The following is a 24,778-nucleotide window of genomic DNA, read 5'->3' as shown; positions in this document are numbered from 1 at the left end:
GAGGTGTACGGGCGATGCTCTGGACCAAGCGCGGCGCGTTCGAAGACGAACTGCGGCTTCTCGCCGATGCGGACACGTTGGCGTTCGGCGGGGTGGGCATCGCCGGCACGCTCCTGCCGGCCACCAAGGCCTACTTCACGGTCGAGGAGGGCCTCCGGCAACACGGCGTACAGCTGCGCCCCAAGCTGGAGGCCCTGCTCGGCAAGGCGACCCCGGCCGGCCGGGTGTTCGCCGCTGAGCTGCTCACGCACATCAACGCCGACGCCGGCCAGGCCGCCTGGCAGCGTCTGGCCGGGCAGGACGACGCCGTCACCACCTTCAACGGCTGCATCATGGGCAGCACGACCGTGGGACGGTATGCCTCGGAGCGGCTGCGTGATTAGCCGGGCATCGATACGGTGATCCTCAACGAACCACGGGAGGAGATCCGATGACATCCGCCGCCCCCGCGTCGGCGCCACGTGTCCGTCCATCCACTGTCAGTCTCGCCGTCAACCTGCTGTACGTGGCAGCGGCGCTCGAACTGATCTATGTCATTCTCGGCGCCGTCTACGCGGGCAAGCTCGCGGAGGGTGCGGAGAAGGCCGTCGAGGGCACCTCTCAGGCCAACGCCGGCCAGGGTGTGTCCTCGGTCGTCTCGATCATCGTCGGCTTGGTGATCGCGGTCCTGCTGGGCGTCCTCGCCTTTTTCGTCGGCCAGGGCAAGCAGATCGCCCGCATTCTCACCTGGGTGGTGGGCGGTCTCGCGTTGTGCTGCACGATCGGCGCGTTCGGCTTCGCGCTGCTCGGCGCGAGTTTCTGGGAGCAGGCCCGCAAGAACGATCCGTCCCTGCCAACCTGGGAGCGGTACAACGAACTGCTCTACTCCGAGGTTCCGGGCTGGTACCAGCCGGTGACCACGATCGTGAGCGTGCTGACGGTGATCGCGATCCTGGTTGCGATCATCCTGCTGGCGCTGCCGAAGTCGCACCCGTACTTCCGCGCTGTCCAGCAGGAATGGGAGCCGCCCGTGCCCGGTACCCCCGGCATCCCTGGTGCTCCGGGCGACACGCCACCGCCCGGCCCGCCGACGCCCTGACCGCATGATCGACGGGTAGGCCGATTCCGGGGTCGGAATCGGCCTACCCGCCGCGACTGGGGCGCCTGGTCCTACGCCAAGACCAGCACCTGGCACCAACCAAGATCACCGCACAGCTCTGCCTCAAGGTCAGCGCTAGCGTCTACCTCAAGGTCAGCACGCGGTCCACATCAAGATCGGTACCAGGTTCCGTCTCAAGATCGCGGTTTAGTCGCAATCTTGAGGAGAAGTTGTTGACCTTGGTGGAGTTCGGTGGCCAGGGCCACGGATTTCGACCAAGGTCAATTTTTTTGGGCCACCGGGCTGCCGTGTGAAGGTGCTGCACCACCGTCCGCCAGTGAGGCGCGGTAGCCGTCGGCGAAGATCGCCGAAAGCTGCCCGCCGGCCGTGCCTTCCAATCGGCTGCGGCTGTTCGGGGACCTGTGCCAGGCGTTGCCGAACGGGTTGTCGGACGCCCGAGGGCGTCCGGCGTAAGGGATCCGTTGGCTTGGATGCCGAAACTCCGATTGGGCTGGGCCGTCGAAGAGTGCCCGGTGCTTCGAGCGGACCGGCCGTCGACATGTGGGCCTGACTGTGGAGATCTATGGTGGTCCTGGCCACCACCAGACTCCACGATCACGGTTTGAGCGAGTGGTTCGGGGAGGGTGCCGTGCCAAAAACGAGCAACCGCCCGAGAGCCCGTCGCCCGTGAGCCCGCTGCCGAGAAAAGAGTGGGCTGCCCGAGAACGAGCGGCCGTCCGAGCCCGACGCCCAGAGAGCGCGACTGCCCCGAGAGCGCTCGGTCGATCGAGGAACGCCTGGCCGCCCCGAGTGCCTGGCCGCCCCGACTGGCAGGCCGCCCCGACTGGCTCGGAGCGACTGGCTCGGAGCGACTGGCTGGCTGTCAACATTCGGGGCTGGGGTCACAGCGCAGATGGTCACGATCGCTGGGCGCAGTTCGCCGTCGGTGGAGTGAACAGGTCAATGGTTTCGCAACTGTGGGCGTAGCGGATAGATTGCCGCCGTGACCGAACGGCGAACCGCGCTCATCACCGGGGCCACCGCGGGCATCGGGGCCGCCTTCGCGCGGGAACTGGCCGCCGAAGGGTACGACCTCGTCATTGTCGCCCGGGACGAAGAGCGGCTGAAGGGCATGGCGCAGGAGCTCTCCGCCGTCGACGTCGCGGTCCTGCCGGCGGACCTCTCGACCGCGGCCGGGTGTGATGCCGTCGCCGCGCGTCTCACCGACGCCGAGCGGCCCGTCGACCTTCTGATCAACAACGCCGGGATGAGCCTCAACCGGTCGTTCCTGCGCTCGACCGTCGAGCTCGAGGAGATGCTGCTCCGGCTCAACGTTCACTCTGTCATGCGCCTGACCCTGGCTGCCCTGCCGGTGATGGCCGCCCGCGGGCAGGGTGACATCGTCAACGTCTCGTCGGTGTCCGGCTTCGCGGCGTTGATGCCCGGCTCGACGTATCCGGCGAGCAAGGCCTGGGTCACCAACTTCAGCGAGTCGCAGGCACAACTGGTGCGCCGCATGGGCGTGCGCGTGATGGCGCTGTGCCCGGGGTACACCCGCACCGAGTTTCATCAGCGGGCCGGGATCGACATGTCGAAGACCCCCGAGTGGCTGTGGATGGACGCGCGGGACGTCGTCCGGGCCGGACTGCGGGACCTGCGGAAGGGCAAGATGGTCAGCGTGCCCGGCTGGAAGTACAAGCTGACGACCTTCGCCGTCCGGCACGCCCCGCGCGGGCTGGTGCACCGGGTCTCCCGGGACACCCGCGGTCGCATCGGCCGTGAGGAGCATTGAGCTCTCCTCCACCCGGCGCGCACCCTCCTCCACCTGGGCAGATACGTGCAGTACAGCAAGCATTGAATCTGCTGTGTATTGAGCATGATTGTGGTCACGTCCTCCGGTAATCTCCCAGGCTGGTGCCGCCGTGCCCGGCCGTCGCGCCGACTGGATCGATCGACTCCGTATTTCCGCAGGTCAACGCAGTGTGACCGGCGTGTCGCCGAGATCATCCACGGTGAGAGAAGGGTGTATCGGTGCTCCGAAATCCCCCGTCGCCGTCACCCCTCGTGTTACTCGCGGTGATCGCTGCGATCACCTTCGTATTCCTCCTCGTCCCCTTGACGGACCTAAATTGGTGCGAGAGTGCGGGTCATCGATTCGCCGAGGCGCTTGAGCGCGTACGCTTCGGTCATGACCGACCGTGACGACCTGCTGAAACTCGTGCGTGATCTCGCCGTTGTGCGTGGGCGGGTGACGCTGTCGTCAGGACAAGTTGCCGACTGGTACGTGGACCTTCGTCGCTTGACGCTGCACCATGCTGGTGCACCGCTCGTCGGCCGGGTTCTGCTGGATCTGGTCGACGATTGGGAGTTCGACGCCGTGGGAGGGCTGACCCTCGGCGCGGACCCGGTGGCCACCGCGATGTTGCATGCGGCGGCCGCCCGTGGTGGGCGGACGCTCGACGCGTTCGTCGTCCGAAAGAGTGATAAAGCTCATGGTCTGCAACGACGGATCGAAGGACCCGACGTTGCCGGCCGACGCGTACTGGCGGTGGAAGACACCTCCACAACAGGGGGAAGCGTCCTCACAGCCGTGGAGGCGCTGCGGGAGGCCGGCGCCGAAGTGGTCGGTGTGGCCGTTATCGTCGATCGTGGCGCGGAAAAGGCGGTTCGCGCCGCGGGGCTGAGCTATCGCTCAGTATTTTCGTTGGCCGACCTCGGCCAACAGGGCTGAAAAATTGTCGATTCGGACCTGCGCATATGCAGGCGGATCGATGGTGTTGGTGGAAGGATGGAAAACGTGGGAACTGCGCTGGCTGAGATGACCCTGCCCCAGATCTCGCCGCTTGCCGGCGAGCCGATTGACCGCGCCGATGCCGAGCGTCTTGCCGGCGTCCTGAAGGCACTCGCTGACCCGGCCCGACTCCGGCTCTTGAGCCTGATCCAGTCGGCGCCCGATGGCGAGGCATGTGTTTGTGACCTAACGGCCCCGCTCGGCCTTTCGCAGCCGACGGTGAGCCACCACCTGCGAATCCTGACCGAGGCCGGACTGCTGGAGCGCGAGAAGCGGGGTGTGTGGGCGTTCTACCGCCTGGTGCCCTCCGCGATCGGCACCATCGCCGACCTTCTCACCCCGCCGCGCAAGCGTGCGACCAAGAAGGCTCCTCGGTAAGGCCTTGCAGAACAACGAGACCGGCGATCTGCGCGATCAGCTCGCCCATGTCGGGCACGCGGTCGTGCAGGCCGGACTCGTAGTGGGCTCGGGCGGCAACCTTTCCGCTCGGGCACCGGACGCCGACGAATGCTGGGTAACTGCGGCCGGGACATGGCTCGACCGACTCGACCGTGGTTCATTCGTTCGGATCCGAATCAGCGACGGCGCGGCACTTGACAGGACTTCGTCCGACACCAAGGCCGCGCCGTCATCGGAGCTCGCGCTCCACCTCGCCACCTATCGCGCCCGCCCCGACGTCAACGCGGTCGTGCACCTGCACCCGCAGACCGTCCTGCTGCTCGACGCGATCGGTGTGCCGGTCCAGCTCCTCACCACCGACCACGCCTTCTACCTGCGGCGGGTCGCCACCATGCCATTCATCCCGCCCGGCCGCGCCGAGGTGGGCACCCTCGCGGCCAAGGCCTGCTCCGACGGCACCAACTGCGTCGTGCTGTCCCGCCACGGCTGTTCGGTGATCGCCGACTCGATCGAGCTGGCCCACAAGCGCGCCTTCTATCTCGAAGAGGCCGCCCGGATGACGTATCGTGCGCTGCTGCTCGGCCGCACCCCCGAGCCGCTGCCCACGACCTGGCTGGACGCCGAGAACGCCACCGCGTAGCGCCGCGCAGTCACCTCAAAAGTCACCCCTAAACCTGAACGATCCCTCGCCTACACTCGTCCTCCAGTTGAGCCGCCGGTCAAGAACCGCAGGTCAAGTGGGGGAGCGAACGTGAACGCACGCTGATCGCCGGGAGTCGTGCTCCTCGCCGCCGCAGGGGTTGTGGTTGTACGAACCGTGGCCGGCCGTGCCGGCGACTGCTCCGGGCGGGATCACCGTCTCCGTCGCCCGGTTCTCCGCCACCAGGCCCGAGGTCAACGGCGACTGCATCACCGTCAAGGTCGACGCGGCCGAGCCCGCCGACGTCGCCAACCGGCTCGCCGCTCGGGCGGGCGGCACCATCAACGTCGCCGCCACCGCGGCCGCCTCGCCGGCCGACGCCGACGTGCCCACCGTCTGGATCCCCGACTCCTCCGCCTGGATCACCCGCATGCAGGGCGTCAATCGGGAGGCGTTCGAGGCCGACCCGACGCCGGTGGCCGCGAGCCTGGTGGTTGTTGCCGCCGCCGAGCCGGTTGCCAAGTCGCTCGGCGCCGGCACGGTCGGCGCGCAGCAGGTCGCCGCCCTGCTGGCCAAGGTCGGCGCCAAGGAACTCCAGGTCGGCTCCGTCGACCCGCGCCGCAGCACCGCCGGCCTGGCCGGGGCCGGGCTGCTGTACGACGCCATCGTCACCGAACCCGCGAAGCTCGTCGTGGCCCCGGATGCCGCCGCGCTGCTCAAGGCGCCGGCCCGGCAGGTGTCGCTGACGAGCGAGCAGGCGGTGCTGGCCGGCCCCGACGGCGGGCAGGTCACCCTTCCGCTCGAACCGGCGGTCACCCTCGACTACCCGTTCGCCGTTGTCGCCGGCAAGCCGCGGGTGAGTGTGCAGGCCGCCGAGCGGTTCCGCGCCGCGCTCGGCGCCGCCGCCAACCGCGAGGCGTTCGCCAAGCGGACAGCAAGCCGGGCATGAGCCTGGAGACGCTGAAGCTCGAGCTGGAACGGGCGACGGACCCCACCCGGCCGATTCGCGTGGTGCTGCTGGGGGTGGGGCCCGATGTCAACAAGCAGGAGCTGGACGAGATAGCCGCCACCACCGGAGGCCGGTCGTTCAGGCGTTGATCAGGTCCGGCTGAGCGCTACTCCGGGACGCGGTGGGCGCCCGGACGGCGGGTGCCCTCCGGGGCGACCGGCTCCGCGGCGGCGCGGCCGCGGCGGCGCTCCCGCCAGCCCCTGAAGATCTCGATGAAGATCGGCATCGCCGAGAGCAGCACGATGAACAGCACGGCCGGCAGCAGGTACGTGTCGATCTTCTCCGGCGGGATCAGCTGGCGGATCTGCTTCGCCAGCGCCCAGCCGACGAAGATGATGCCGTCGGTCCACAGGATGCCGCCGATGACGTTCCACAGGAAGAACTGCCGGGCCGACATGCCGACGACGCCGGCGACCGGGTTGAGGAAGGTGCGCACGATCGGGATGAACCGGGCGAGGACCACGGCCTTGGCCGGACCGAACTTCTCGAAGTAGTACTCGGCCTTCTCGACGTACTCCTTCTTGAAGATCTTGGAGTTGGGCCGGTCGAACATCTGCCGGCCGTAGCGGGCACCTAGGTAGTGGCCCAGCTGCGCACCGACGATCGCGCAGATCGGTGCGCCGATGAGCAGCTGTGTCAGGCTGAGCTGGTCGCCCAGCAGGTCGGTCGCGGCCGGCGACGAGGCGACGCCGGCCAGGAACAGTAGTGAGTCTCCGGGGAAGAAGAAGCCCACGAGGAGGCCCGTCTCCACGAACATGATGACCCAGACGCCGATCACGCCGAACGTGCCCAGCAGCCCTTTCGCGTCCAGCGGGTTGAGGGAGAGCAGGTCGCCGAAGGCGCGCGTCTTTTCTTCCACGGCGAACCAGGGTACGTGAGCCACGCTACAACCGTGGATCCACCGGCTCGCTTTCACATGCGAGTACCGCGAAAACCAGCTGGTGGACCCGCCACGCGGCGGCACCTTCGGCCAGCAGGTCGAGCGCGGCGAGGCCCAGCCCCTGCTCTCGCAGAGCGAGGCCGCGCTTGCGCCCGAGGTTGCGGTTGCGCAGCGTGGCGAGACGGTCCGGCTCGGTGTACGAGGGGCCGTAGATGATCCGGAGGTACTCGCGACCGCGGCACTTGATCGCCGGCTGCACCCGCGGACCGGCGTCCTCGGCCGGCTTGACGACCATGCCCTCACCCCCGCTCGCGGTCAGCTCCAGCCACCAGCGCGTCGCCGTCGCCACGTCGTCGGGCGCGGACGGGTCGACGACCAGTCGCCGGGTCGTGGTGAACAGCTCCGGGTCGGCGGTGACGAGCCGGTCGACGAGCGCCAGGTGCCACTCGTGGCCCCGTCGTGCGTGGCTCGCACCCGCGCTGGCCAGCACGTGGAACGGCGCCAGCCGCACACCGGCGAGCCCGTCGGTCGGCCAGCAGTACCGCCGGTAGACGTCGGTGAACGCCGCGACGGACCCAGCCCGCTCCGCGAACCTGGCCTCGAGCGCGGCGACGTCCAGCCCTCGGCCGGCCGCCCGGGCGAGCGCGGCCCGCACGGCCGGCAGCGCGGCACCGGCGGCCGCGGCGACGCTCGCGTACTGCTCGCGGATCAGCGGCTCCGCCTTCGCCGACCAGGGCAGCACCTCGGCGTCGAGCAGCAGCCAGTCGCTGCCGAGCTCGTCCCAGAGCCCGGCGGCGCCGACCGCCTTCCGCACCCCGTCGAGCAGCGCGGTGTTCATGGCGTCGGGGAAGAACGGCCGGCCGGTCCGCGTGTAGATCGTCCCCGCCGCGCCGGTGTCGACGCCGAACCGCCGGGCGGCGGCGTCCTCGTCGCGGCACACGACGAGGACGGCCCGCGAGCCCATGTGCTTCTCCTGGCACACCACCCGCGGCACGCCCGCCTTCGCGTAATCGCCGAGCGCCTCGACCGGGTGCTCGAGGTACCCCTCCTGCGTGGACGTGGACGAGGGCGCCATCGTCGGCGGCAGCCACACCAGCCAGCGCGGGTCGACCGCGAACCGGCTCATGACCTCCAGCGCCGCCGCGGCGTTCTCGGCGGCGACCGTGACCCGGCCGGCCGGCGTCTCCAGGCTGCGCCGCCCGGTGACGTCGGCGAGGTTCAGCCCGGCGTCGTCGCCGGCCGGCACGGCGCTCACGAGCGGGCGTACCGGCGCGTAGTGCTCCGCCAGCGCCGGCACGGATACGAGCTCACGCGACGGGTACCGCAGCGCGGTCAGCGCACCGCCGAAGACGCAGCCGGTGTCGATGCAGATCGTGTTGTTGACCCATTCCGGGGTCGGCGTCGGTGTGTGGCCGTAGACGACCATGGCCTTGCCGCGGTACTCGGTCGCCCATGGGTAGCGGACCGGCAGCCCGTACTCGTCGGTCTCGCCGGTCGTGTCGCCGTAGAGCGCGAAGGCGCGGACCCGGCCCGACGCGCGGCCGTGGTAGGCCTCCTTGAGCCCGGCGTGCGCGACCACCAGCCGGCCGCCGTCGAGCACGTAGTGGCTGATCAGACCGTCCAGGAACGGCGTCGGGTCGAGGTCGGAGCCGGCCAGCTGGTCCAACGTCTCCTGCAGGCCGTGTGCCACCTGTACGTTCGCGCCGCGCAGCTTGCGAAGGAGCTTCGCCTCGTGGTTGCCGGAGACGCAGAGCGCGTGACCGGCCGCGACCATGCCCATGACGAGCCGCAGCACACCCGGCGAGTCGGGGCCGCGGTCGACCAGGTCGCCGACGAACACGGCGGTGCGGCCCTCCGGGTGCGCGGCGTCGACCGGCCGGCCCGCGGCGTCGCGGGTGAGCGTGTATCCCAGCCGGTCGAGCAGCAGCTCCAGTTCGGCGCGGCAGCCGTGCACGTCGCCGATGACGTCGAAGGGCCCGGTGAGCTCCCGCTTGTCGTTGAACAGCTTCTCGTAGCCGATCTCGGCGGTGTTGATCTCGTTCACGCCGTGCAGCACGTGGACCTGCCGGAAGCCCTCCCGCCCCAGGTGCTTCAGCGAGCGGCGCAGGTCGCGCTGCTGCCGGCTGATCACCTGGCGGCCGAAGTCGCGGTCCGGGCGGGCCTGCGTGCGCGCCCAGCACTCGTCCTCCGGCACGTCGAGCACGATCGCGACCGGCAGCACGTCGTGCTCGCGCGCCAGCGCCACCAGGGCCTGGCGGGCGTGCGGCTGGACGTTGGTCGCGTCGACCACGGTGAGCCGTCCGGCGGCCAGCCGCTTGCCGGCGACGAAGTGCAGTGCTGCGAACGCGTCGGCGGAGGCCGACTGGTCGTTCTCGTCGTCGGCGACCAGCGCCCGGAACGCGTCGGAGGACAGGACCTGGGTGGGCAGGAAGTGCTTGCGGGCGAACGTCGACTTGCCGGAGCCGGAGACGCCGACGAGTGCCACGAGGCACAGCTCGGGGATCTTCACTTGCTGAACACCGCCATCTGGGTGGGGGAGCCGACTTCTTCGTCGTGGTCGCCGATGCCGCTGATCGTCACCGTGTAGCCGAAGCGGGCCGCGGTGTCGGTGGACCAGGCGCGGAACTGCGTACGGTCCCACTCGAACCGGTGGTCGCTGTGGCGCATGTGGCCGTGCGCGAGGCCGGGGTAGCGGACGTTGTACTCGACGTTCGGCGTGGTCACGACCACTGTGGCCGGCGCCGCGTGCCCGAACACCCCGGCCGCGAGCGCCGGCAGCCGCGGCGGGTCGACGTGCTCGATCACCTCCATCAGCACCGCGGCGTCGTAGCCCTTGAGCCGGTCGTCGCGGTAGGTGAGCGCGGTCTGCAGCAGCCGGATGCGGGCCTTCTGCCGGTCCGGGAGCCGGTCGAGATGCAGGCGGCGGGCGGCCATCTCGAGGGCGACGGTCGAGACGTCGGCGCCGACGATCTCGGTGTACCTCCGGTCGCGCACCAGCTCGCCCAGCAGTGCACCGGGGCCGCAGCCGAGGTCGAGCACCCGCGTCGCGCCGGCGTCGGCGAGGGCCTTGAGCACGGCCGCGCGCCGCTGGATGACCAGGGACTCCGGGCGCGGTGCGGCTTCCGCGGGAGGCTCCACGTCCACGGCGGAGTCCACATCGGACAACCGGGCGAGGGCCTCGTTGGTCAGCGCCTTGCGGTGCGCCAGATAGCGGCGGGCGATCAACGCCTTCGCCGGGTGACCGGCGAGCCAGCCGGTGCCCGCGCGCAGGAGCTTCTCCACCTCGTCGGGTGAGACCCAGTAGTGTTTCGCGTCGTCGAGGACCGGCAGCAGCACGTACACCTGGTTCAATGCGTCGGCGAGCCGCAGTGTGCCGGTGAGGCGCAGGTCGACGTATCGGCTGTCGCCCCACTCCGGGCGCTGCGGGTCCAGCGGGATCGGGGTGGCGGCGACCGTCCAGCCGAGCGGGCCGAACAGTTCCTCGGCGCTGCCCTTGCAGCGCAGCGCCGGGATGTGCAGTTCCAGCGGGATCGCCGTGGCCGCGAGCTCGGGCCGGTCGCGGGAGTCGCCGCGCAGGGCGGTGCGCCAGACCTTGCCGAGGGCCGCCGACAGCAGGCTCGACGCGGCGTACGGCCGGTCGTTGACGTGCTGGTGCAGGGTGAAGGTCTCGCTGCGGGGCTGCCGCGTGGCGGACGGGTCGACGTCGAGCAGCAGCGCCGCCGTGCAGCGCTCCTCGGTCGCCTCCGGGTAGAAGACGTGCGCGGTGCCGCCGGCGACGTCGAACGACTGCAACCGGTCGGGATGCTTCACGAGGAGGAAGCCCAGATCGGTCGCGGGTCGGTGGGTGGTCGTCACGGTGATCAGCACGATGGTCATGATGACGCTGTTCTTTCGCCGGTACCGCTGGTTTTTCCGGGCGTACAGTCGGTGTATGGCAGTGGTGCCCACCGCGCACTGGCACCGGCTGGAGGACGGCCGGGTGCAGTGCGACGTGTGCCCGCGGGCCTGTCGTCTCCACGAGGGGCAACGCGGCTTCTGCTTCGTGCGGGAGCGCGCCGGCGACAAGATCGTCCTGACCACCTATGGCCGGTCGTCCGGTTTCTGCGTCGACCCGATCGAGAAGAAGCCGCTCAACCACTTCCTGCCGGGCACGCCGGTCCTGTCGTTCGGCACCGCCGGGTGCAATCTGGGCTGCCGCTTCTGCCAGAACTGGGACATCTCGAAGAGCCGCGAGATCGACACCCTCGCCGCCTCGGCCGGTCCGGAGGATCTGGCCGACGCGGCGCAGCGGCTGGACTGCCGTTCGGTCGCGTTCACCTACAACGACCCGGTCATCTTCATGGAATACGCGATGGACGTCGCCGACGCCTGCCGGGCCCGCGGGATCAAGGCCGTCGCGGTTTCGGCCGGATACATGAATCCGGCGCCGCGGGAGGAGTTCTACCGGCACATCGACGCGGCCAACATCGACCTGAAGGCGTTCAGCGACCGGTTCTACGAGAAGATCACCTTCGCCAAGCTCGGCGCCGTGCTCGACACCCTGGAGTACCTTCGGACCACCGACGTCTGGTTCGAGGTGACGACGCTGCTGATTCCGGGGCGCAACGACAGCGACGACGAGCTGCGCCGCCAGTGCGCGTGGTTCGCCGAGCACCTCGGGCCCGACGTGCCGCTGCACTTCTCCGCGTTCCACCCCGACTTCAAGATGCGTGACGTCCCGCGCACCCCGCCGGAGACGCTGACCCGGGCACGGAAGATCGCCCTCGACACCGGCTTGCGGTATGTCTACACCGGCAACGTCCACGACCCCGACGGCCAGTCGACGCGCTGCCCCGGCTGCGCGACGCCCGTCATCGTCCGCGACTGGTACGATCTGCGCTCCTACGAGCTCACCGACGACGGTCACTGCGTCCACTGTGGACACGCCATCCCCGGCGTGTTCGACGGGCCGCCCGGTGGGTGGGGGCGGCGGCGCCTGCCGGTGAGCATCGGATGAGGCGACCGGCGGTGGCCGGCATCTTCTATCCGGCCTCGCCCTCGCACCTGCAGGCGATGGTCGAAGACCTGCTCTCGTCGGTCCCGGAACCGTCCGCCGACGGCGCCGACGCCTACATCGTCCCGCACGCCGGGTACCGCTGGTCCGGCCGCACCGCGGCGCACGTCCACCGGCGCCTGGCGGTCCGCAGGCCTGCCCGGGTCGCCGTCCTCGGCCCGGCCCACCGCGTGCCACTGCGCGGCGCCGCCGTGCCCACCGACGGGCGCTGGGCCACGCCGCTCGGGCCGATCGCGATCGACACCGACGGCGCGCGCGAGCTCGTCGCGCGCCGGCTCGCGATCGCCGACGACCGGCCACACGCGCCGGAGCACTCGATCGAGGTGCAGGTGCCGTTCCTGCAACAACTCCCGGACGTGCGGCTGCTGCCGATCTGCATTGGACAGTCCACAGTGGAGCACATCGCCGCCGTCGTGGCGGCCGTGAGCCGGCCGGACACGGTCGTGCTGTGCAGCACCGACCTCTCGCACTACCTCACCGAGGAGGATGCGCGGCTGCGTGACGTGGCCACCGTGGCGGCCATCGTCGCGCTCTCCCCGACCCGCATCGGCTCCCGGGACGCGTGCGGCCGGCACGCGTTGCGCGGCCTGCTCGCCTGGGCCGCCTCGAACCGGCGCTCCGCGACCGTGCTCCATCTGGCGACCTCGGCCGACGAGGGCGGTCCCCGGGACCGGGTCGTCGGCTACCTGGCGGCGTCACTGACGGTTTAGACGCATCATCCGTTGCGTGCGGAATGTCCAAAAGAGCATGGCCGAACGGCCGACCGCTGGAGTGGTCTCCCGGAAACGTCACTGGATTGGAGGCGCCTGCGGACGGCGCCGGAACTTGGAGACACGGGGCCATGTCAGTCACGACGGCCGCGCAGACCTGGGCGCCTATCACCAGCGAGCAGCGCGAACAGTTCGACACGGACGGTTATCTCGTATTGCGGGGTGTCCTCAGCCCCGACGAAGTGCGTCACTACTCCTCCGTGCTCGACGCCGCCCACGCCAGGCACCCGCACGCCCCCGACGGTTCGTTGCATCTGCTCAGCGCGGTGGCCAGCTGCCCGGAACTTGTCGACCTGATCGACCATCCCGCGACGTTCCCGCTGGTCTGGTCGATCCTCGGGTGGAACATCCACATCTACCACTCGCACCTCGACGTGCATCCGCCGCTGACCGCGCCGAAGCCCGACTGGTGGCACTGGCACCAGGACGGCGGCCGGCAGAACCGCGAGCTGGAGACCGATCCGCGGCCTCGCCTCTCGGTGAAGCTCGCCTACTGGCTGTCGGACGTCTCGCAGACCGGTCGTGGCAACCTGACCCTGATCCCCGGCAGTCACAAGACGAACTGGCTGCCCGGCCCGCCGAAGCGCGACGTGCCGTGGCCGACCCCGGACGGCGCGCGGCAGGTCACCGTCAACGCGGGTGACGTGGTGTTCTTCGACCGGCGGATCTGGCACGCCCGCTCGGACAACCTCTCGGAGATCACGCGCAAGTGCGTGTTCCTCGGCTACACGTACCGCTGGATCAGCATCCGCGACGAGGTCGGCGCGCTGCCCGGCAAGCCCTGGTGGGCGCACCTCAACCCGGTCCAGCAGCAGCTGCTCGGCGGTGTCGGCGGCAGCGACGGCGACCACTCGTGGGGCCACTACCCGGAGACGACGCCGCTCTACACCGAGCTGCTCGACCGCGGTCTGCTCGACCCCGACTACCCTCCGCTGATTCCGTAGCCGGTGCAATGTCCGGCCGGCCTCGGTCCGTCATAGGGTCGGGGCCGGCTTGCATTGGGGGACGTATTGACGTTCGAGGAGTTCGTCGACGCTCGGCTGCAGGCGCTCCTGCGATACGCCGTCATGCTCACCGGTGACCCGCACACCGCGCAGGACCTCGTGCAGGAGACGATGATCCGCGTCCAGCTCAAGTGGCGCAGGGTCGCCGCGTCCAACGCGCCCGAGCGATACGTCAAACGCATGATCACCAATGCCTACGTCGACCTGCACCGCGGCTCCTGGCTGCGCCGGGTCGTGCTGGGCGGGTTCGCGCCGCCGGCCCGGGAGGTCGAGCCCGACCACGCCGAGCATGCCGTCGAGCGCGACCAGATGTGGATCTGGCTGGGCCGGCTGCCCCGCCGCCAGCGCGCGGCGCTCGTCCTGCGCTACTACGAAGGCCTCACCGACAACGAGATCGCCGAGGTGCTGGACTGTGCGGTCGGCACCGTTCGCTCGTCGATCTCCCGCGCGCTGGCCACGCTCCGCGTCGAGGTCGTGCCCGCCCTGAGCGGAGGCGACGAGCGGTGATCGACGACCTGCTCCGCGACACCTTCGCCCGCCACGAGACGCTGGCGCCGCAGGCCACGGCCGAGCTCCGGTCCGCGATCGACGATGGCGCCCGTCGTCGCCGGGTCCGTCGTCGCCGGTTCCTGTCGTCCGCCGCGGCCCTCGTCGTTCTGGCCTTCGCGACAGTACTGGCTGTGCTGCCCTCGTCACGCGAGCACTCCACGCCGGCCGACCTGCTGACGGACGGTGGCGGCGCTTCGATGCACTTCCTGCTCCTCGGCACCGACCGCCAGGCCGCCCGCGCCGGTGAGCAGGTGCGCGCCGACGCGATCCTCCTCGTGCACGTCGACCCGGCCACCCGCACCACGTTCCAGGTCTCGATCCCGCGCGACCTGCTCGTCGACCTGCCGGGCTTCGGCCCGCAGCGGGCGAACAGCGCGTACCTCTTCGGCGGTTACAGCCTGACCGAACAGATCGTGTCGACGCTGCTGGGCGCGCCGATCGAGGGCGGTGCGGTGGTCGACTACGCCGCCATGCAGGCGATCACCCGTGCGGTCGGCGGCGTGGACCTCTGCGTCGACCAGCGCACGGAGTCGATCCACCTCGGTTACGACCGCTCGGGCCGGGTGGTCCCGCGGACCGGCAACCCGGGCCTGGACCCGGTCGTCTACGAGGTGGGCTGCCGGCACTTCGCCGCATGGGAGGCGCTGGACTACGTCCGCCAGCGGAACTCGCTGCCCGGCGGCGCCGAGGACCGTGACCGGCACCTGCGCCAGTTGCTGTCGGCCCTGATGGCCGAGCTGTCGGATCCGGTCACGCTGTCGAAGGCGCTGCCGGTGGCGGCGCAGGCGCTGGATCTGCACCTGGGTCGCGGTCAGACCCTCCCGGCGCTGGCGATCCAGCTCGGCCACATGTCAAACGGCCAGCTCCGCGGCATCCGCCTGCCGACACGGCTCGACAACGGCACCGTGGTGCTGTCCGGTGACGCGGCCGACCTGTTCACGGCCCTGCGCACCGCAACCGTCCCGGCCTGGCTGGCCGCCCACCCGGAATACGCCTCCTGACGGCTACCGGTATTCGTCGTCCAGGTCGACCTCGCGGTCCTGCTCGACGGCGTCGTACTCGTTCGCCTCCCACGGCATGGGGTGTGCCGTGGCCGGCCGGTCCAGGGGATTGGCAGGCAGTGCCTGCTCCGCGGCGTCCGCGGGTGACGCCTCCGGGTTCCGGGTGTCGGGGTCGAGCCGGTCGTCGAGCGTCACCAGTTCCTCGTCGGGCTGGGTCATCGCCGCACTCTCCCTGTGGTCGTCGCTCCTCCTCGGCCGCCCTCAACCGTACGACTGAATCGCCCGGTTCGCTTCCGAGCCGGACAAATACCGTCCATTGCGACCCCGTGCCGTCACCCGGCGTCGGTGGACCGTCGGCGCTGCGAGATACTTCGTGCAGGACAGCGCGGTCCTCGTGGAGCCGTGCCTGTCGGCTCCATACCGCACGATCCAGACAGCCAAGGAGCGCCGTCATGCCCATCGCCTCGCCCGATGTCTACGCTGAGATGCTCGACCGTGCCAAGGCCGGCGCGTTCGCCTACCCGGCGATCAACGTCTCGTCGTCGCAGACGCTCAACGCGGCCCTGCGCGGCTTCGCTGAGGCCGAGAGCGACGGCATCATCCAGGTTTCGACCGGTGGCGCCGAATACCTCTCCGGCCCGACCGTCAAGGACATGGTCACCGGCTCGGTCGCGTTTGCCGCCTATGCGCACGAGGTCGCCAAGAAGTACTCGATCAACGTGGCCCTCCACACCGACCACTGCCCGAAGGACAAGCTCGACAAGTTCGTCCGGCCGCTGCTCGCGATCTCGCAGGAGCGCGTCGCCAAGGGCGAAGAACCGCTGTTCCAGTCCCACATGTGGGACGGCTCGGCGGTGCCGCTCGCCGAGAACCTCCAGATCGCCGAGGAGCTGCTGGCGCGGACCGCCGCGGCCAAGGTCGTGCTCGAGATCGAGGTCGGCGTCGTCGGCGGCGAGGAGGACGGTGTCGTCGGCGCGATCGACGAGAAGCTCTACACCACCGTCGAGGACGGCCTGGCCATGGTCGAGGCGCTCGGCCTCGGCGAGAAGGGCCGCTACATGGCCGCCCTGACCTTCGGCAACGTGCACGGCGTCTACAAGCCGGGCAACGTCAAGCTCCGTCCCGAGATCCTCAAGCAGATCCAGGACGCGGTCAGCGCGAAGTACGGCAAGGAGAAGCCGCTCTCGCTCGTCTTCCACGGCGGGTCGGGCTCGCTGCTCTCGGAGATCCGCGAGGCGCTCGACTACGGCGTGGTCAAGATGAACATCGACACCGACACGCAGTACGCCTTCACCCGTCCCGTCGCCGCGCACATGTTCACCAACTACGACGGTGTGCTCAAGGTCGACGGCGAGGTCGGCAACAAGAAGACGTACGACCCGCGCGCCTGGGGCAAGGCCGCCGAGACCGGCATGGCGCAGCGCGTCGTCGAGGCGTGCGAGCACCTGCGTTCGACCGGCACGACCCTGTCGAAGTAGGTCTGACAGCACAGCGGCCCGGCCCCTTCACGCGAAGGGTGCCGGGCCGTTCTTCGTGGCTGCCTACTCGTCTTCGTGATCGCCTATTCGTTTTTCGCGATCGCCTATTCGGCCAGGAAGTTGAAGTAGCTGCCCGGGGTGAGCGGGCTGCTGATCGAGTTCGTGACGTCGACGACGCGCACGCCGCACGTACCGGCGAAGACCCCCGAGCCGAGGCCGGGGCTGGTGTCGGTCACGTCCGGGGTGGTAACCGTGATCGCCGTGCCGGTGGCGTTCACGGCAGTGACCGTGCCGGCGACGCCGCAGAACTGGACCGCCCACGTCGCGCTGGTTGTGTAGTCGGTCAGTGTCTTGTTGAATCCGCTGCCGTTGACGACCGTGTTCGTCGAGCCCCTGGCCTTGCCGGAAGTGACGGTCAGCGTGCTGACGGTGGGCGCGGCGACCACGTTCACGCCGGTGTCGGTCGTCGTGAAGGTCTTGCCCACGCCGTTCTGGGTGATCGTGATGTTGGAGTCGTTGGCGTTCAGCCCGATCGGGGTCTTGAACGTCATGTAGTTCCCGGCGGCCGGCGCCGACGGCGTGTTCGGCAGGATCTGCGTCCCGTCGCTGGTGTAGACCTTGACCTCGGTCGCCGGCTTGCCGCTGAACGTGACGGACAGGCCGGCAGCCGTACGGGGGTCGAAGGCGTACGTGCTGTCCGCCTTCACCCGCACGATCTGCCCGCCGTTCGTGACGAAGCGCTGGACCTGGTTCGTCGTCTGGAGCTGTGAGCTGTTGTCGGCGATGACCGGCTTGTCGGCCAGGGCCGCGATGGCCGGCGGGTTGATCAGGAACAGCCCGCCGGTTTTTGTCAGCGTGTTCGAGCCGGCAAAGTTGATGACGATGTTGTCGCCCGCCGTCAGTGCTGGCGAGGTGGCCGCGCAGCCGCCGGCGGGCGTCTTGACGGCGATGGTCGTCGGGCCGGTGACGACGTAGCTGGTGATGCCCTGGCAGTCGGTGTCCTCGCCCAGGTCGACGCTGGTGACGAGCGCCTCGGAGAGCGTCTGCCCGGCCACGGTGAGCAGGATGGCCTGCTTGGCGGTGTCGGCGGCGACCTTTCCGCCGACCGGCGAGGTGATCGTGATGGTCCCGGTGAGCGCCGCCGCCTGCGCGGGCGCCGGCAACCCGGCCAGCACGGTGGCGGTTGCGGCGGCGGCACTCAAGATGGTGGCGAAAGCACGCTTCCGCCAGGTCCGATGGAGCAACATCAGGGTGGGTCCTCTCTGGTGCGGTGCGTGCCCCTGCAAGGGATGCGGCACCCACTACGCATGCGGACCCAAAGTAACACTCTAGTTACTTAGAGTAGTTGGGATTGCTCCGGGTCGGGGTGGAGGTCCGATCCTGGCGGTTCGGTCTGTGACCGTGGCGGCGGCGGTCGACACGCTCCGCGTGTTGGTCACGATCCATGCAGCCCCCTGGTCCTGGCCGTGGACCGTGCTGGGCCGCGGTCCTGGCCGCTGCCGTGGCGGTCGTGGTCTGTGCTGGCCGTGGTCCGTGGTGGCCGCGGTTCGTGCTGGCTGCGATACGTGGTGGTGCCGTCTTGCCCGCCGCCGTGGTCCCGACGCCACATGGCCCCGCCGTGTTCCCCGCTGACCTGCGGCGGGATCACCTCATGATCGGGGGAAACTTCCGGTCGCCCAGGCAACCCGAAGTTTCCCCGATCATGGATCGGCTGGTCGCTTCGCCCGGACGGGAACGTCAGGCCGTCAAGATCTCCGCGGCCTCGGCCACGTCGTCGGTGATGTGGAGCAACGGGCGCAGGTCGCCGACCGGGGACGTGGCCAGCAGCGGCTCGAGCAGGCCGCGGACCGGGAGTTTCTCGGTCCAGTGTTTCACGTCCAGGAACACGAACGGGCCGCTCGCCCCGTCCGTCGCGTAGAACGTCTTCGTCGCGGCCTGGAAGATCTCCTGCACCGTGCCCGCCATGCCCGGCGCGAACACGATGCCGCCGCGGGACAGGCGGAGGATCGTGTCCTCGCGGATCGCGTTCGAGAAGTACTTCGCGATTTTGGCCGCGAACAGGTTGGCCGGCTCGTGGCCGTAGAGCCAGGTCGGGATGGCCAGGCCGCCGCGGCGCGCCCACGTCACCGGGTCCACCGCCACCTGGTCGGCCGGTTCCACCGAGTCCGGCGTGGGGGGCACGGGTTGGGCGAAGGCTGACCGTACCGCCAAAGCCGCCGCCGTGTAGGGATCATGATCGTGGAAGTCCGGCGCCGTCGCCAGCTTGTCGATCGCGTCGCGCAGCGTCTCCAGCGGGTGGTCGGCCAGGAACGCCCCGAGGTTGGCGGCCTCCATCACGCCCGGGCCGCCGCCGGTCACGACCAGGCGGTCGGCACGCGCGAGGCGCCAGGCCAGCTCGGCCGCGTCGCGGAACTCGGTGGAGCCGCGCGGCACCGCGTGGCCGCCCATGATCCCGACCGCCGCCGACGGGCCACGCGCGCCGATCCAGCCGGCGGTGACGTTGGCCAGGGCGTTGTCGATGCCGGAGTCGTGCATCCGCTGCGCGACCGCCTCGCGGATCTCCGGCGTCGCCCCACCCGTCGCCCGGAAGTGCTGGTAGACGACGGTGTCGAACATGCTGGCGAAGCCGTCGGAGGTGAAGCCGGCCGACAGGTCCTCGGGTGCGTACAGCTGGGAGGGGTGCGTCGGGTACGGCAGGCCGGCGAACTCCGGCACCACCACCGATCCGCGCAGCAGCAGGTCGACGACCGTGTTGAGCTCGCCGAAGTGGCAGCCGATGAACAGCGTGTCGCGCACGTCCACAGTGGACAGGTCTACGGCGGCCAGATCGAGGCCCTGCACGGTCTTGTTCGCCAGTGATCCAGTGCGCAGGTGGAACAGCAGTTCCGCGGGCGATTCGATCTCGTCGGGCGAGTGATCGTGGAGCGCGACGATGTCAGGCGGTGGCGGAGTAGGCACCCGATCATCCTGTCAGGAGGACACAAGACGATGGCCCGACCGGTGAAGATCGGGCCATCGCGTAACCGGGTCCTGGGGAGGCTCCGGACTTCCATTTGTAGTCCCTGTGCCTTGGCGCACACACCCCCCGGTCGCGGGACGCGGCCTCAACCGTTTAGCCACCTCTGCGGAGGCGTCGGCCGACCCGGGACGGACCTGATGTAATGGCCGATATGCAGAACCTGCTGCCTCAGCCCGATCCGACGCTGCTCCCGGCCGATCCGCACGCCGCCGAACTGCTCGCGAAAGCCGACACCGAAGAGGCCGTCAAGGCGGTTGCCGCGGCCTTCCCCGCGTACAGCGCCGCGTGGGCCCGCCTCGCCGAGCTGGCCATCGAGAGTGACGAGCCGGTGACCGCGTATGCGTATGCCCGCACGGGCTACCACCGGGGCCTCGACCAGCTGCGCCGCAGCGGGTGGCGGGGCGCCGGGCCGATTCCGTGGTCGCACGAGCCCAACCAGGGCTTCCTGCGTGCCCTCCACGCCCTCGGCCAGGCGGCCGCCGCGATCGGCGAGGCCGAGGAGGCCGACCGCTGCGCCCAGTTCCTCAACGACAGCGACCCGGCGGCCACCGCGGCGCTGAACCGCTAGAGCCCCTCCGAAACGGCCGCGGCGACCTTCAACCAGGCGTCGCGGCTGGCGGAGGTCAGCCCGGCGTAGCGGATCGGCTCCCCGGAGTCGATGAACCGCTCGTACGGCACCAGCATCACCGTCCGCGTCCGTGCGGCGAAGTGCCGAGTGATCGCCGGTACGTCGACGTGCCGCCGGCTGGGCGGCATCGAGACCACCGTCACGGCCTGCCGCACCAGCCGCTGCCGGCCGTGCTGTTCGAGGTGGTCGAGCATCCGGGACGCGGTCTCGGCGGAGTCGTTGCGCGCCGACATCGTCACGACGAGCTGGTCGGTCGCGTCGATCGCGGCCTGCCAGTTCTGGGCGCGCACGTTGTTGCCGGTGTCGACCACGATCAGCTTGTAGAACCGGCTGACCACGTCACGGATCTCGCCGAACGCCTGTGCGGTCAGCATCTCACCCGCGGTCGCCGACTCGTCGGACGCGAGCACGTCGAACATGCCCTCGCCCTGCGCCCGGACGTACTGGGAGAGGTCACCGACGCGCCCCTGCGCCCCCTGGAAGTGGTCGAGATCCCGTAGCAGGTCCCGCACCGTCCGGGTGTGGAAGTCCTGCTGGGCCCGCATGCCGAGTGTGCCCTGGGTCTCGTTGTTGTCCCAGGCCAGCACGTAGCCGCCGCGCTTCTGCCCGAAGGTCATCGCGAGCAGCAGAACGGCGACGGTTTTGCCCGCGCCGCCCTTCGGGTTCACAACAGTGACCTGGCGGAGTCCGCCGAAGTTGCGGCGCACCATCTCGACGTACTGCCGATACTCGGCCTCCCGCCGTCCCGGCGGCAGCGTGACCAGGCCGAGCGTGCCCCTGGACAGCGCACCCCGGACCCCGCGTACGGCGACGGGGTCGGCCGGTCGGGCCTGCCGTCGCCGGGCAAACTCGTCGGCGGTGGGCGTGCTGCCATCGGACCAGTTGGACGGCGGCATCGGTGGCAGCGGCGGTACGCCCAGTGCCCCGTCAACCGGCCCATACGCCTCATCGGGCGGGAAGCCCTCGGACGGATCTTCCTGTCGCGGCGGCGGAACGTAAGGCTCCTGCGCCGGCCGACCCGGCCCGGCATACGGCGCCCCACCGGGCGGCAGCGGCGCGGTGTAGGGCGGCTGCGGTGCGGCGTGCGGCGGCTGCGCCCCGGCGTGGGGCGGCGAGCTGACAGGCTGCGGCGACCTGGGGTGAGGTGGTGGCGTGGCGTGCGGTGGTGCGGCGTGGGGCGGTGCGGTATGCAGTGGTGGCGTGGCGTGCGGTGGTGCGGCGTGTGGTGGTGCCCCGACCGGTGGCGGCGCAGTGTGGGGCGGTGAGCTGACGGGCTTGGGTGGCGGCCCGGCGTGTGGTGGTGGGCCGGCGGGTTGGGGTGGTTGCCCTTGCGGCGGTGGCCCGGCGTGGGGCGGTGAGCTGACCGGCGGCGGCGCGGTGTGCACGGGCTGGCCGGCAGGTGGCGGCGGGGAGTGCGGGGGCTGGCCGACGGGCGGTGGAGGTGCGGTGTGCGGACGGGCGCCGACATTCACCGAGCCGCCGTTGGGCGGCTGCGGCGGGCCGGCGTGCGGTGGTGCGGGAGTGGCGCCTGCGCTCGGCACCGGGCCTGCGCTCGGCACTGGGCCTGCGCTCGGCACCGGGCCCGCGCCCGCGCCCGCGCCGCCGGTCCCAGCCCCCTCTCGAGCCCCGCGCTCCGGCACCGGGCCTGCGCCTGCGCCCGCGCCGGAGGCGGCGCCGGCGTCCGCGAGGGGGATCGCGCCTGTGTCTGTGACGGAGGTCGCGCCGGGTCCGAACACGGGGATCGCGCTGTTGCCGGGCATGGGGACAGCCCCGGGTCCGAAGATCGGGATCGCGCTGTCGCCGGACACGGGGACAGCTCCGGCTCCGGAGACCGGGATCGCGCCGGCTCCGGACACGGGGATCGCGCTGTCGCCGGGCATGGGGACGGCGCCGGTTCCGGAGACCGGGAACGCGCCCGGGCCGGAGACCGGGATCGCCGAAGAGGGTTTCACGGGCTCGCCTGCCGGGGGCACGTGCGGCACGGGGCGTCCGTGGTGGATGCTGCCCGGCCAAGCTTCACCCGGCGGCTGGGACCACGGCGAGCCTACCTGCTCCGGTGTGCGTGTCGCGGGCGGCGGCGACCCGGCGGATCGCTCCGGTCGCGGTCCCGCGATGTCCTCGTCCGGTGGCCAGATCCCGTCGTCCACAGCAGTTACCTCCCGCGATGAGCTCTCCACCGTATGCGACCGGATCGAGGTCCGACACCCAACAGGTGGAGGTCAGGGCACGTACACGGCCCAGGCGCCGCGCTCCATCCACCAGGAGCGCTTGCGGCTGAGGGAGCCCTCGACGCCGTCGTCGACGAACGGGACGTCGACGCGCGGGGTCACGGCGACCGCCCGGCCGTGGGCGCGCCGCACCTCGATCTCGACGCGCGGGCGGCGGAACAGGCGGCGGGAGGCGCGTGGCACGGCGACGGCCACATCCAGTACGCCATCCTCCAAAGAAGGCGCGGTGACCAGTGGCAGGCCGTCGACGGTCGCGTAGCGCGAGGCGTTGGCGATCACCGACATCAGCACGGGTTCGGTGCCGTCGGCCAGGATCGTGTCGTCCACCTCGACCCGCGCCAGGAACGTGCCGGTGGTCCCCTGCGCGGTGACCCCGCCGAGCAGCGCGCCGTCGAGGGTCACCGACCCGCCGTCGTTGCGCAGCAGGTCGAGGCGCCGGGTCCGGCCGCCGATCACGGCCGCGGCGACGTCGGCGGGTTTGCGCGGCAGGCCGAGCCGGGTGGCGAGGTCGGTGGGGTCGGGGCCGAGCGGCAGGATGCCGATGGGCGGCAGGTCGGGGATGGTGCGGTCGTCGGCCAGCGTGTCGGGCCGCTTGCTCGGAGCCGGCGCGTGGAGCCGGACCATGCGCCGCATGACCGCGCGCAGCTGGCCGTCGGCTGCGGTCGCCACGACGAGCCGGGCGGACTGCGACGCGGCCAGGGCCTTGTCGATCTCGGCGTCGGTGTGCGCGATCACCGTCTCGACCTGGGCACCCGCCGCGCGCAGCGCATCGCGGCAGGTGAGAATGGGGGTACGCGTGCCGCACGCGCCGTTTTCGCAGGCACACTCCGTGCCTTCGCCCAGCGCGAGCAACACGACGTCGACCACCGTTGTCAGCCTTCCTCGTAGTAAGCGGCACTGCTCGGGGTTGTTAGCCTGGCATCCGGGGGTCACCCGACCGCCTTGGAGGGCGAGCAGACATGCCAGCGATCGTGCTCATCGGCGCTCAGTGGGGCGACGAGGGCAAGGGCAAGGTTACCGACATGATTGGCGGCGGCGTCGACTACGTCGTGCGCTATTCCGGCGGCAACAACGCGGGTCACACCGTGGTGACGCCGGACGGGCAGAAGTTTGCCCTGCACCTCATGCCCTCCGGCGCGCTGTGGCCCAACGCGGCCATCGTGATCGGCAACGGCGTGGTCATCGATTCCAAGGTCCTGCTGACCGAGATCGACGGGCTGGCCGAGCGCGGCGTCGACGTGTCCCGCCTGATGATCTCGGGTGACGCACATCTCATCATGCCGCACCACCGGGCGCTGGACCGTGTCGTCGAGCGCTACCTGGGCTCGTCGCGCATCGGCACCACCGGCCGTGGCATCGGCCCGGCCTACGGCGACAAGGTCGCGCGCATGGGCATCCGGGTCCAGGACCTGCTCGACCCGGGCATTCTGCGCAAGAAGCTCGAGATCGTGCTGCGCGAGCGCAACCAGGTGCTGTTCAAGGTCTACAACCGCAAGGAGATCGACGTCGACGCGGTGGTGGAGGAATACCTCACCTACGCGGAGCGGCTCCGGCCGTACATCACCGACACCCGCGCGGTGCTGTGGAAGGGCCTGGAGGAGGGCCGGACGGTCCTGCTCGAGGGCGCACAGGCCACGATGCTCGACATGGACCACGGCACGTATCCGTTCGTGACCTCGTCCAACCCCACCGCGGGCGGCGCCTGCGTCGGCGCGGGCATCCCGCCGACGGCGATCAACCAGGTGATCGGCGTCACCAAGGCCTACACGACGCGCGTCGGCTCGGGCCCCTTCCCGACCGAGCTGTTCGACGACAACGGTGTCCACCTGCGCAAGGTCGGCCGGGAGTATGGCACGACGACCGGCCGCGAGCGGCGCACCGGCTGGTATGACGCGGTCGTCGCGCGATACGCGACCCGGCTCAACGGCATCACCGACCTGGTCGTCACGAAGCTCGACGTGCTGTCCGGCCTGGAGACGGTGCCGCTCTGCGTCGCCTACGAGGTCGACGGCAAGCGCACCGACGACATGCCGTTGACGCAGACCGAGTTCCACCACGCCACCCCGATCTACGAGGAGCTGCCCGGCTGGTGGGAGGACATCTCCGGCGCCCGGGAGTTCAGCGAGCTGCCGGCCAACGCGCAGCGATATGTCGAGCGGATCGAGGAGCTCGCCGGCACCCGTGTGTCCATCGTCGGGGTGGGACCCGGCCGGGACGAAAACGTGGTGCGCCACAGCCTGCTCTAGGCTTG

24 protein-coding genes are annotated in these 24,778 nt (G+C 70.4%); 16 read left to right on the top strand and 8 right to left on the bottom strand.

The annotated features are described in order from the left end of the window. The first annotated feature begins 14 nt into the window (after nt 1-14). The 8 genes from Dfulv_RS48005 to Dfulv_RS47970 all read left to right on the top strand — a co-directional run bounded on the left by Dfulv_RS48005 (nt 15) and on the right by Dfulv_RS47970 (nt 6,006). Nucleotides 15-383: a hypothetical protein gene (locus tag Dfulv_RS48005; RefSeq protein ID WP_259860459.1), complete on the top strand. Its 369-nt coding sequence runs from the start codon at nt 15-17 to the stop codon at nt 381-383. Nucleotides 384-430: 47 nt separating this feature from the next. Further along, the gene (locus tag Dfulv_RS48000) at nt 431-1,078 is read left to right on the top strand and encodes a hypothetical protein (RefSeq protein WP_259860458.1); all 648 of its coding nucleotides are present in this window, start codon (nt 431-433) and stop codon (nt 1,076-1,078) included. Between the two features lie 994 nt (nt 1,079-2,072). Then, nucleotides 2,073-2,870 (top strand): SDR family NAD(P)-dependent oxidoreductase, encoded by a 798-nt coding sequence (locus Dfulv_RS47995; RefSeq protein ID WP_259869682.1) that lies wholly within the window; start codon nt 2,073-2,075, stop codon nt 2,868-2,870. Between the two features lie 396 nt (nt 2,871-3,266). Continuing rightward, nucleotides 3,267-3,809: an orotate phosphoribosyltransferase gene (gene pyrE, locus Dfulv_RS47990; protein WP_259860457.1), complete on the top strand. Its 543-nt coding sequence runs from the start codon at nt 3,267-3,269 to the stop codon at nt 3,807-3,809. Nucleotides 3,810-3,866: 57 nt separating this feature from the next. Beyond that, nucleotides 3,867-4,247 carry an ArsR/SmtB family transcription factor gene (locus Dfulv_RS47985; RefSeq protein WP_190248465.1) on the top strand — a complete coding sequence of 127 codons (381 nt, stop codon included), beginning with the start codon at nt 3,867-3,869 and terminating at the stop codon, nt 4,245-4,247. A gap of 4 nt (nt 4,248-4,251) precedes the next feature. Continuing rightward, entirely contained in the window at nt 4,252-4,908 is a 657-nt protein-coding gene (locus Dfulv_RS47980) for a class II aldolase/adducin family protein (protein ID WP_259860456.1), read from the top strand. A gap of 187 nt (nt 4,909-5,095) precedes the next feature. Next, the gene (locus tag Dfulv_RS47975) at nt 5,096-5,857 is read left to right on the top strand and encodes a substrate-binding domain-containing protein (protein WP_259860455.1); all 762 of its coding nucleotides are present in this window, start codon (nt 5,096-5,098) and stop codon (nt 5,855-5,857) included. Continuing rightward, nucleotides 5,854-6,006 (top strand): hypothetical protein, encoded by a 153-nt coding sequence (locus Dfulv_RS47970; RefSeq protein WP_259860454.1) that lies wholly within the window; start codon nt 5,854-5,856, stop codon nt 6,004-6,006. The genes Dfulv_RS47975 and Dfulv_RS47970 overlap by 4 nt, the downstream gene beginning before the upstream one ends. A 17-nt stretch (nt 6,007-6,023) precedes the next feature. On the opposite strand, the gene Dfulv_RS47965 is transcribed toward Dfulv_RS47970, so the two are convergent. Genes Dfulv_RS47965 through Dfulv_RS47955 form a run of 3 tightly spaced genes read right to left on the bottom strand, consistent with a single transcriptional unit; the run spans nt 6,024 to nt 10,664 of the window. Beyond that, nucleotides 6,024-6,776 (bottom strand): DedA family protein, encoded by a 753-nt coding sequence (locus Dfulv_RS47965; protein WP_259860453.1) that lies wholly within the window; start codon nt 6,774-6,776, stop codon nt 6,024-6,026. Between the two features lie 25 nt (nt 6,777-6,801). After that, nucleotides 6,802-9,306 carry a polynucleotide kinase-phosphatase gene (locus Dfulv_RS47960; protein ID WP_259860452.1) on the bottom strand — a complete coding sequence of 835 codons (2,505 nt, stop codon included), beginning with the start codon at nt 9,304-9,306 and terminating at the stop codon, nt 6,802-6,804. Beyond that, nucleotides 9,303-10,664 (bottom strand): 3' terminal RNA ribose 2'-O-methyltransferase Hen1, encoded by a 1,362-nt coding sequence (locus tag Dfulv_RS47955; protein ID WP_259869678.1) that lies wholly within the window; start codon nt 10,662-10,664, stop codon nt 9,303-9,305. The genes Dfulv_RS47960 and Dfulv_RS47955 overlap by 4 nt, the downstream gene beginning before the upstream one ends. Nucleotides 10,665-10,728: 64 nt before the next feature. On the opposite strand from Dfulv_RS47955, the gene amrS reads away from it, so the two are divergent. The 5 genes from amrS (at nt 10,729) to Dfulv_RS47930 (ending at nt 15,174) form a co-directional block, all read left to right on the top strand. Beyond that, a complete protein-coding gene (amrS, locus tag Dfulv_RS47950; protein ID WP_259860451.1) occupies nt 10,729-11,793 on the top strand; it encodes an AmmeMemoRadiSam system radical SAM enzyme in 1,065 nt (354 codons plus the stop codon). Next, nucleotides 11,790-12,560 (top strand): AmmeMemoRadiSam system protein B, encoded by a 771-nt coding sequence (gene amrB, locus Dfulv_RS47945; RefSeq protein WP_259860450.1) that lies wholly within the window; start codon nt 11,790-11,792, stop codon nt 12,558-12,560. The genes amrS and amrB overlap by 4 nt, the downstream gene beginning before the upstream one ends. Nucleotides 12,561-12,691: 131 nt before the next feature. After that, nucleotides 12,692-13,564 carry a phytanoyl-CoA dioxygenase family protein gene (locus tag Dfulv_RS47940; protein ID WP_259860449.1) on the top strand — a complete coding sequence of 291 codons (873 nt, stop codon included), beginning with the start codon at nt 12,692-12,694 and terminating at the stop codon, nt 13,562-13,564. Nucleotides 13,565-13,630: 66 nt separating this feature from the next. Next, nucleotides 13,631-14,131, top strand: a complete 501-nt coding sequence (locus Dfulv_RS47935) for a SigE family RNA polymerase sigma factor (protein ID WP_259860448.1) — start codon at nt 13,631-13,633, stop codon at nt 14,129-14,131. Then, entirely contained in the window at nt 14,128-15,174 is a 1,047-nt protein-coding gene (locus Dfulv_RS47930) for an LCP family protein (protein ID WP_259860447.1), read from the top strand. Before Dfulv_RS47935 ends, Dfulv_RS47930 begins: the two co-directional genes overlap by 4 nt. Nucleotides 15,175-15,177: 3 nt before the next feature. On the opposite strand, the gene Dfulv_RS47925 is transcribed toward Dfulv_RS47930, so the two are convergent. Then, the gene (locus Dfulv_RS47925; protein ID WP_259860446.1) at nt 15,178-15,393 is read right to left on the bottom strand and encodes a hypothetical protein; all 216 of its coding nucleotides are present in this window, start codon (nt 15,391-15,393) and stop codon (nt 15,178-15,180) included. Between the two features lie 233 nt (nt 15,394-15,626). Between Dfulv_RS47925 and fbaA the strand changes: the two genes are divergently transcribed. After that, entirely contained in the window at nt 15,627-16,652 is a 1,026-nt protein-coding gene (gene fbaA / locus Dfulv_RS47920) for a class II fructose-bisphosphate aldolase (protein WP_259860445.1), read from the top strand. A 104-nt stretch (nt 16,653-16,756) separates the two neighbouring features. Here fbaA and Dfulv_RS47915 read toward each other — a convergent pair whose 3' ends face one another. Both Dfulv_RS47915 and Dfulv_RS47910 read right to left on the bottom strand, forming a co-directional pair. Beyond that, complete coding sequence (locus Dfulv_RS47915; protein ID WP_259860444.1) at nt 16,757-17,899, bottom strand: hypothetical protein; 1,143 nt, start codon at nt 17,897-17,899, stop codon at nt 16,757-16,759. Between the two features lie 490 nt (nt 17,900-18,389). Beyond that, entirely contained in the window at nt 18,390-19,610 is a 1,221-nt protein-coding gene (locus Dfulv_RS47910; RefSeq protein ID WP_259860443.1) for an LOG family protein, read from the bottom strand. A gap of 212 nt (nt 19,611-19,822) precedes the next feature. Here Dfulv_RS47910 and Dfulv_RS47905 point away from each other — a divergent pair, with 212 nt between their 5' ends. Next, nucleotides 19,823-20,239, top strand: coding sequence for a DUF3151 domain-containing protein (locus Dfulv_RS47905; RefSeq protein WP_259860442.1), 417 nt, complete (start codon nt 19,823-19,825; stop codon nt 20,237-20,239). Here Dfulv_RS47905 and Dfulv_RS47900 read toward each other — a convergent pair. Further along, nucleotides 20,236-22,059 (bottom strand): MinD/ParA family ATP-binding protein, encoded by a 1,824-nt coding sequence (locus Dfulv_RS47900; RefSeq protein WP_406568063.1) that lies wholly within the window; start codon nt 22,057-22,059, stop codon nt 20,236-20,238. The genes Dfulv_RS47905 and Dfulv_RS47900 overlap by 4 nt on opposite strands. A gap of 459 nt (nt 22,060-22,518) precedes the next feature. Further along, a complete protein-coding gene (locus Dfulv_RS47895; protein WP_259860441.1) occupies nt 22,519-23,394 on the bottom strand; it encodes a diacylglycerol/lipid kinase family protein in 876 nt (291 codons plus the stop codon). Between the two features lie 92 nt (nt 23,395-23,486). Here Dfulv_RS47895 and Dfulv_RS47890 point away from each other — a divergent pair, with 92 nt between their 5' ends. Then, on the top strand, nt 23,487-24,773 hold the full coding sequence (locus Dfulv_RS47890) for an adenylosuccinate synthase (RefSeq protein ID WP_259860440.1): 1,287 nt from the start codon (nt 23,487-23,489) through the stop codon (nt 24,771-24,773). Nucleotides 24,774-24,778: the final 5 nt, after the last annotated feature.

Origin of the sequence: Dactylosporangium fulvum, from assembly GCF_025137375.1 — a bacterium.
GTDB classification, from domain to species: Bacteria; Actinomycetota; Actinomycetes; order Mycobacteriales; family Micromonosporaceae; genus Dactylosporangium; species Dactylosporangium fulvum.
This window is presented reverse-complemented; position numbering and strand designations above follow the sequence as displayed.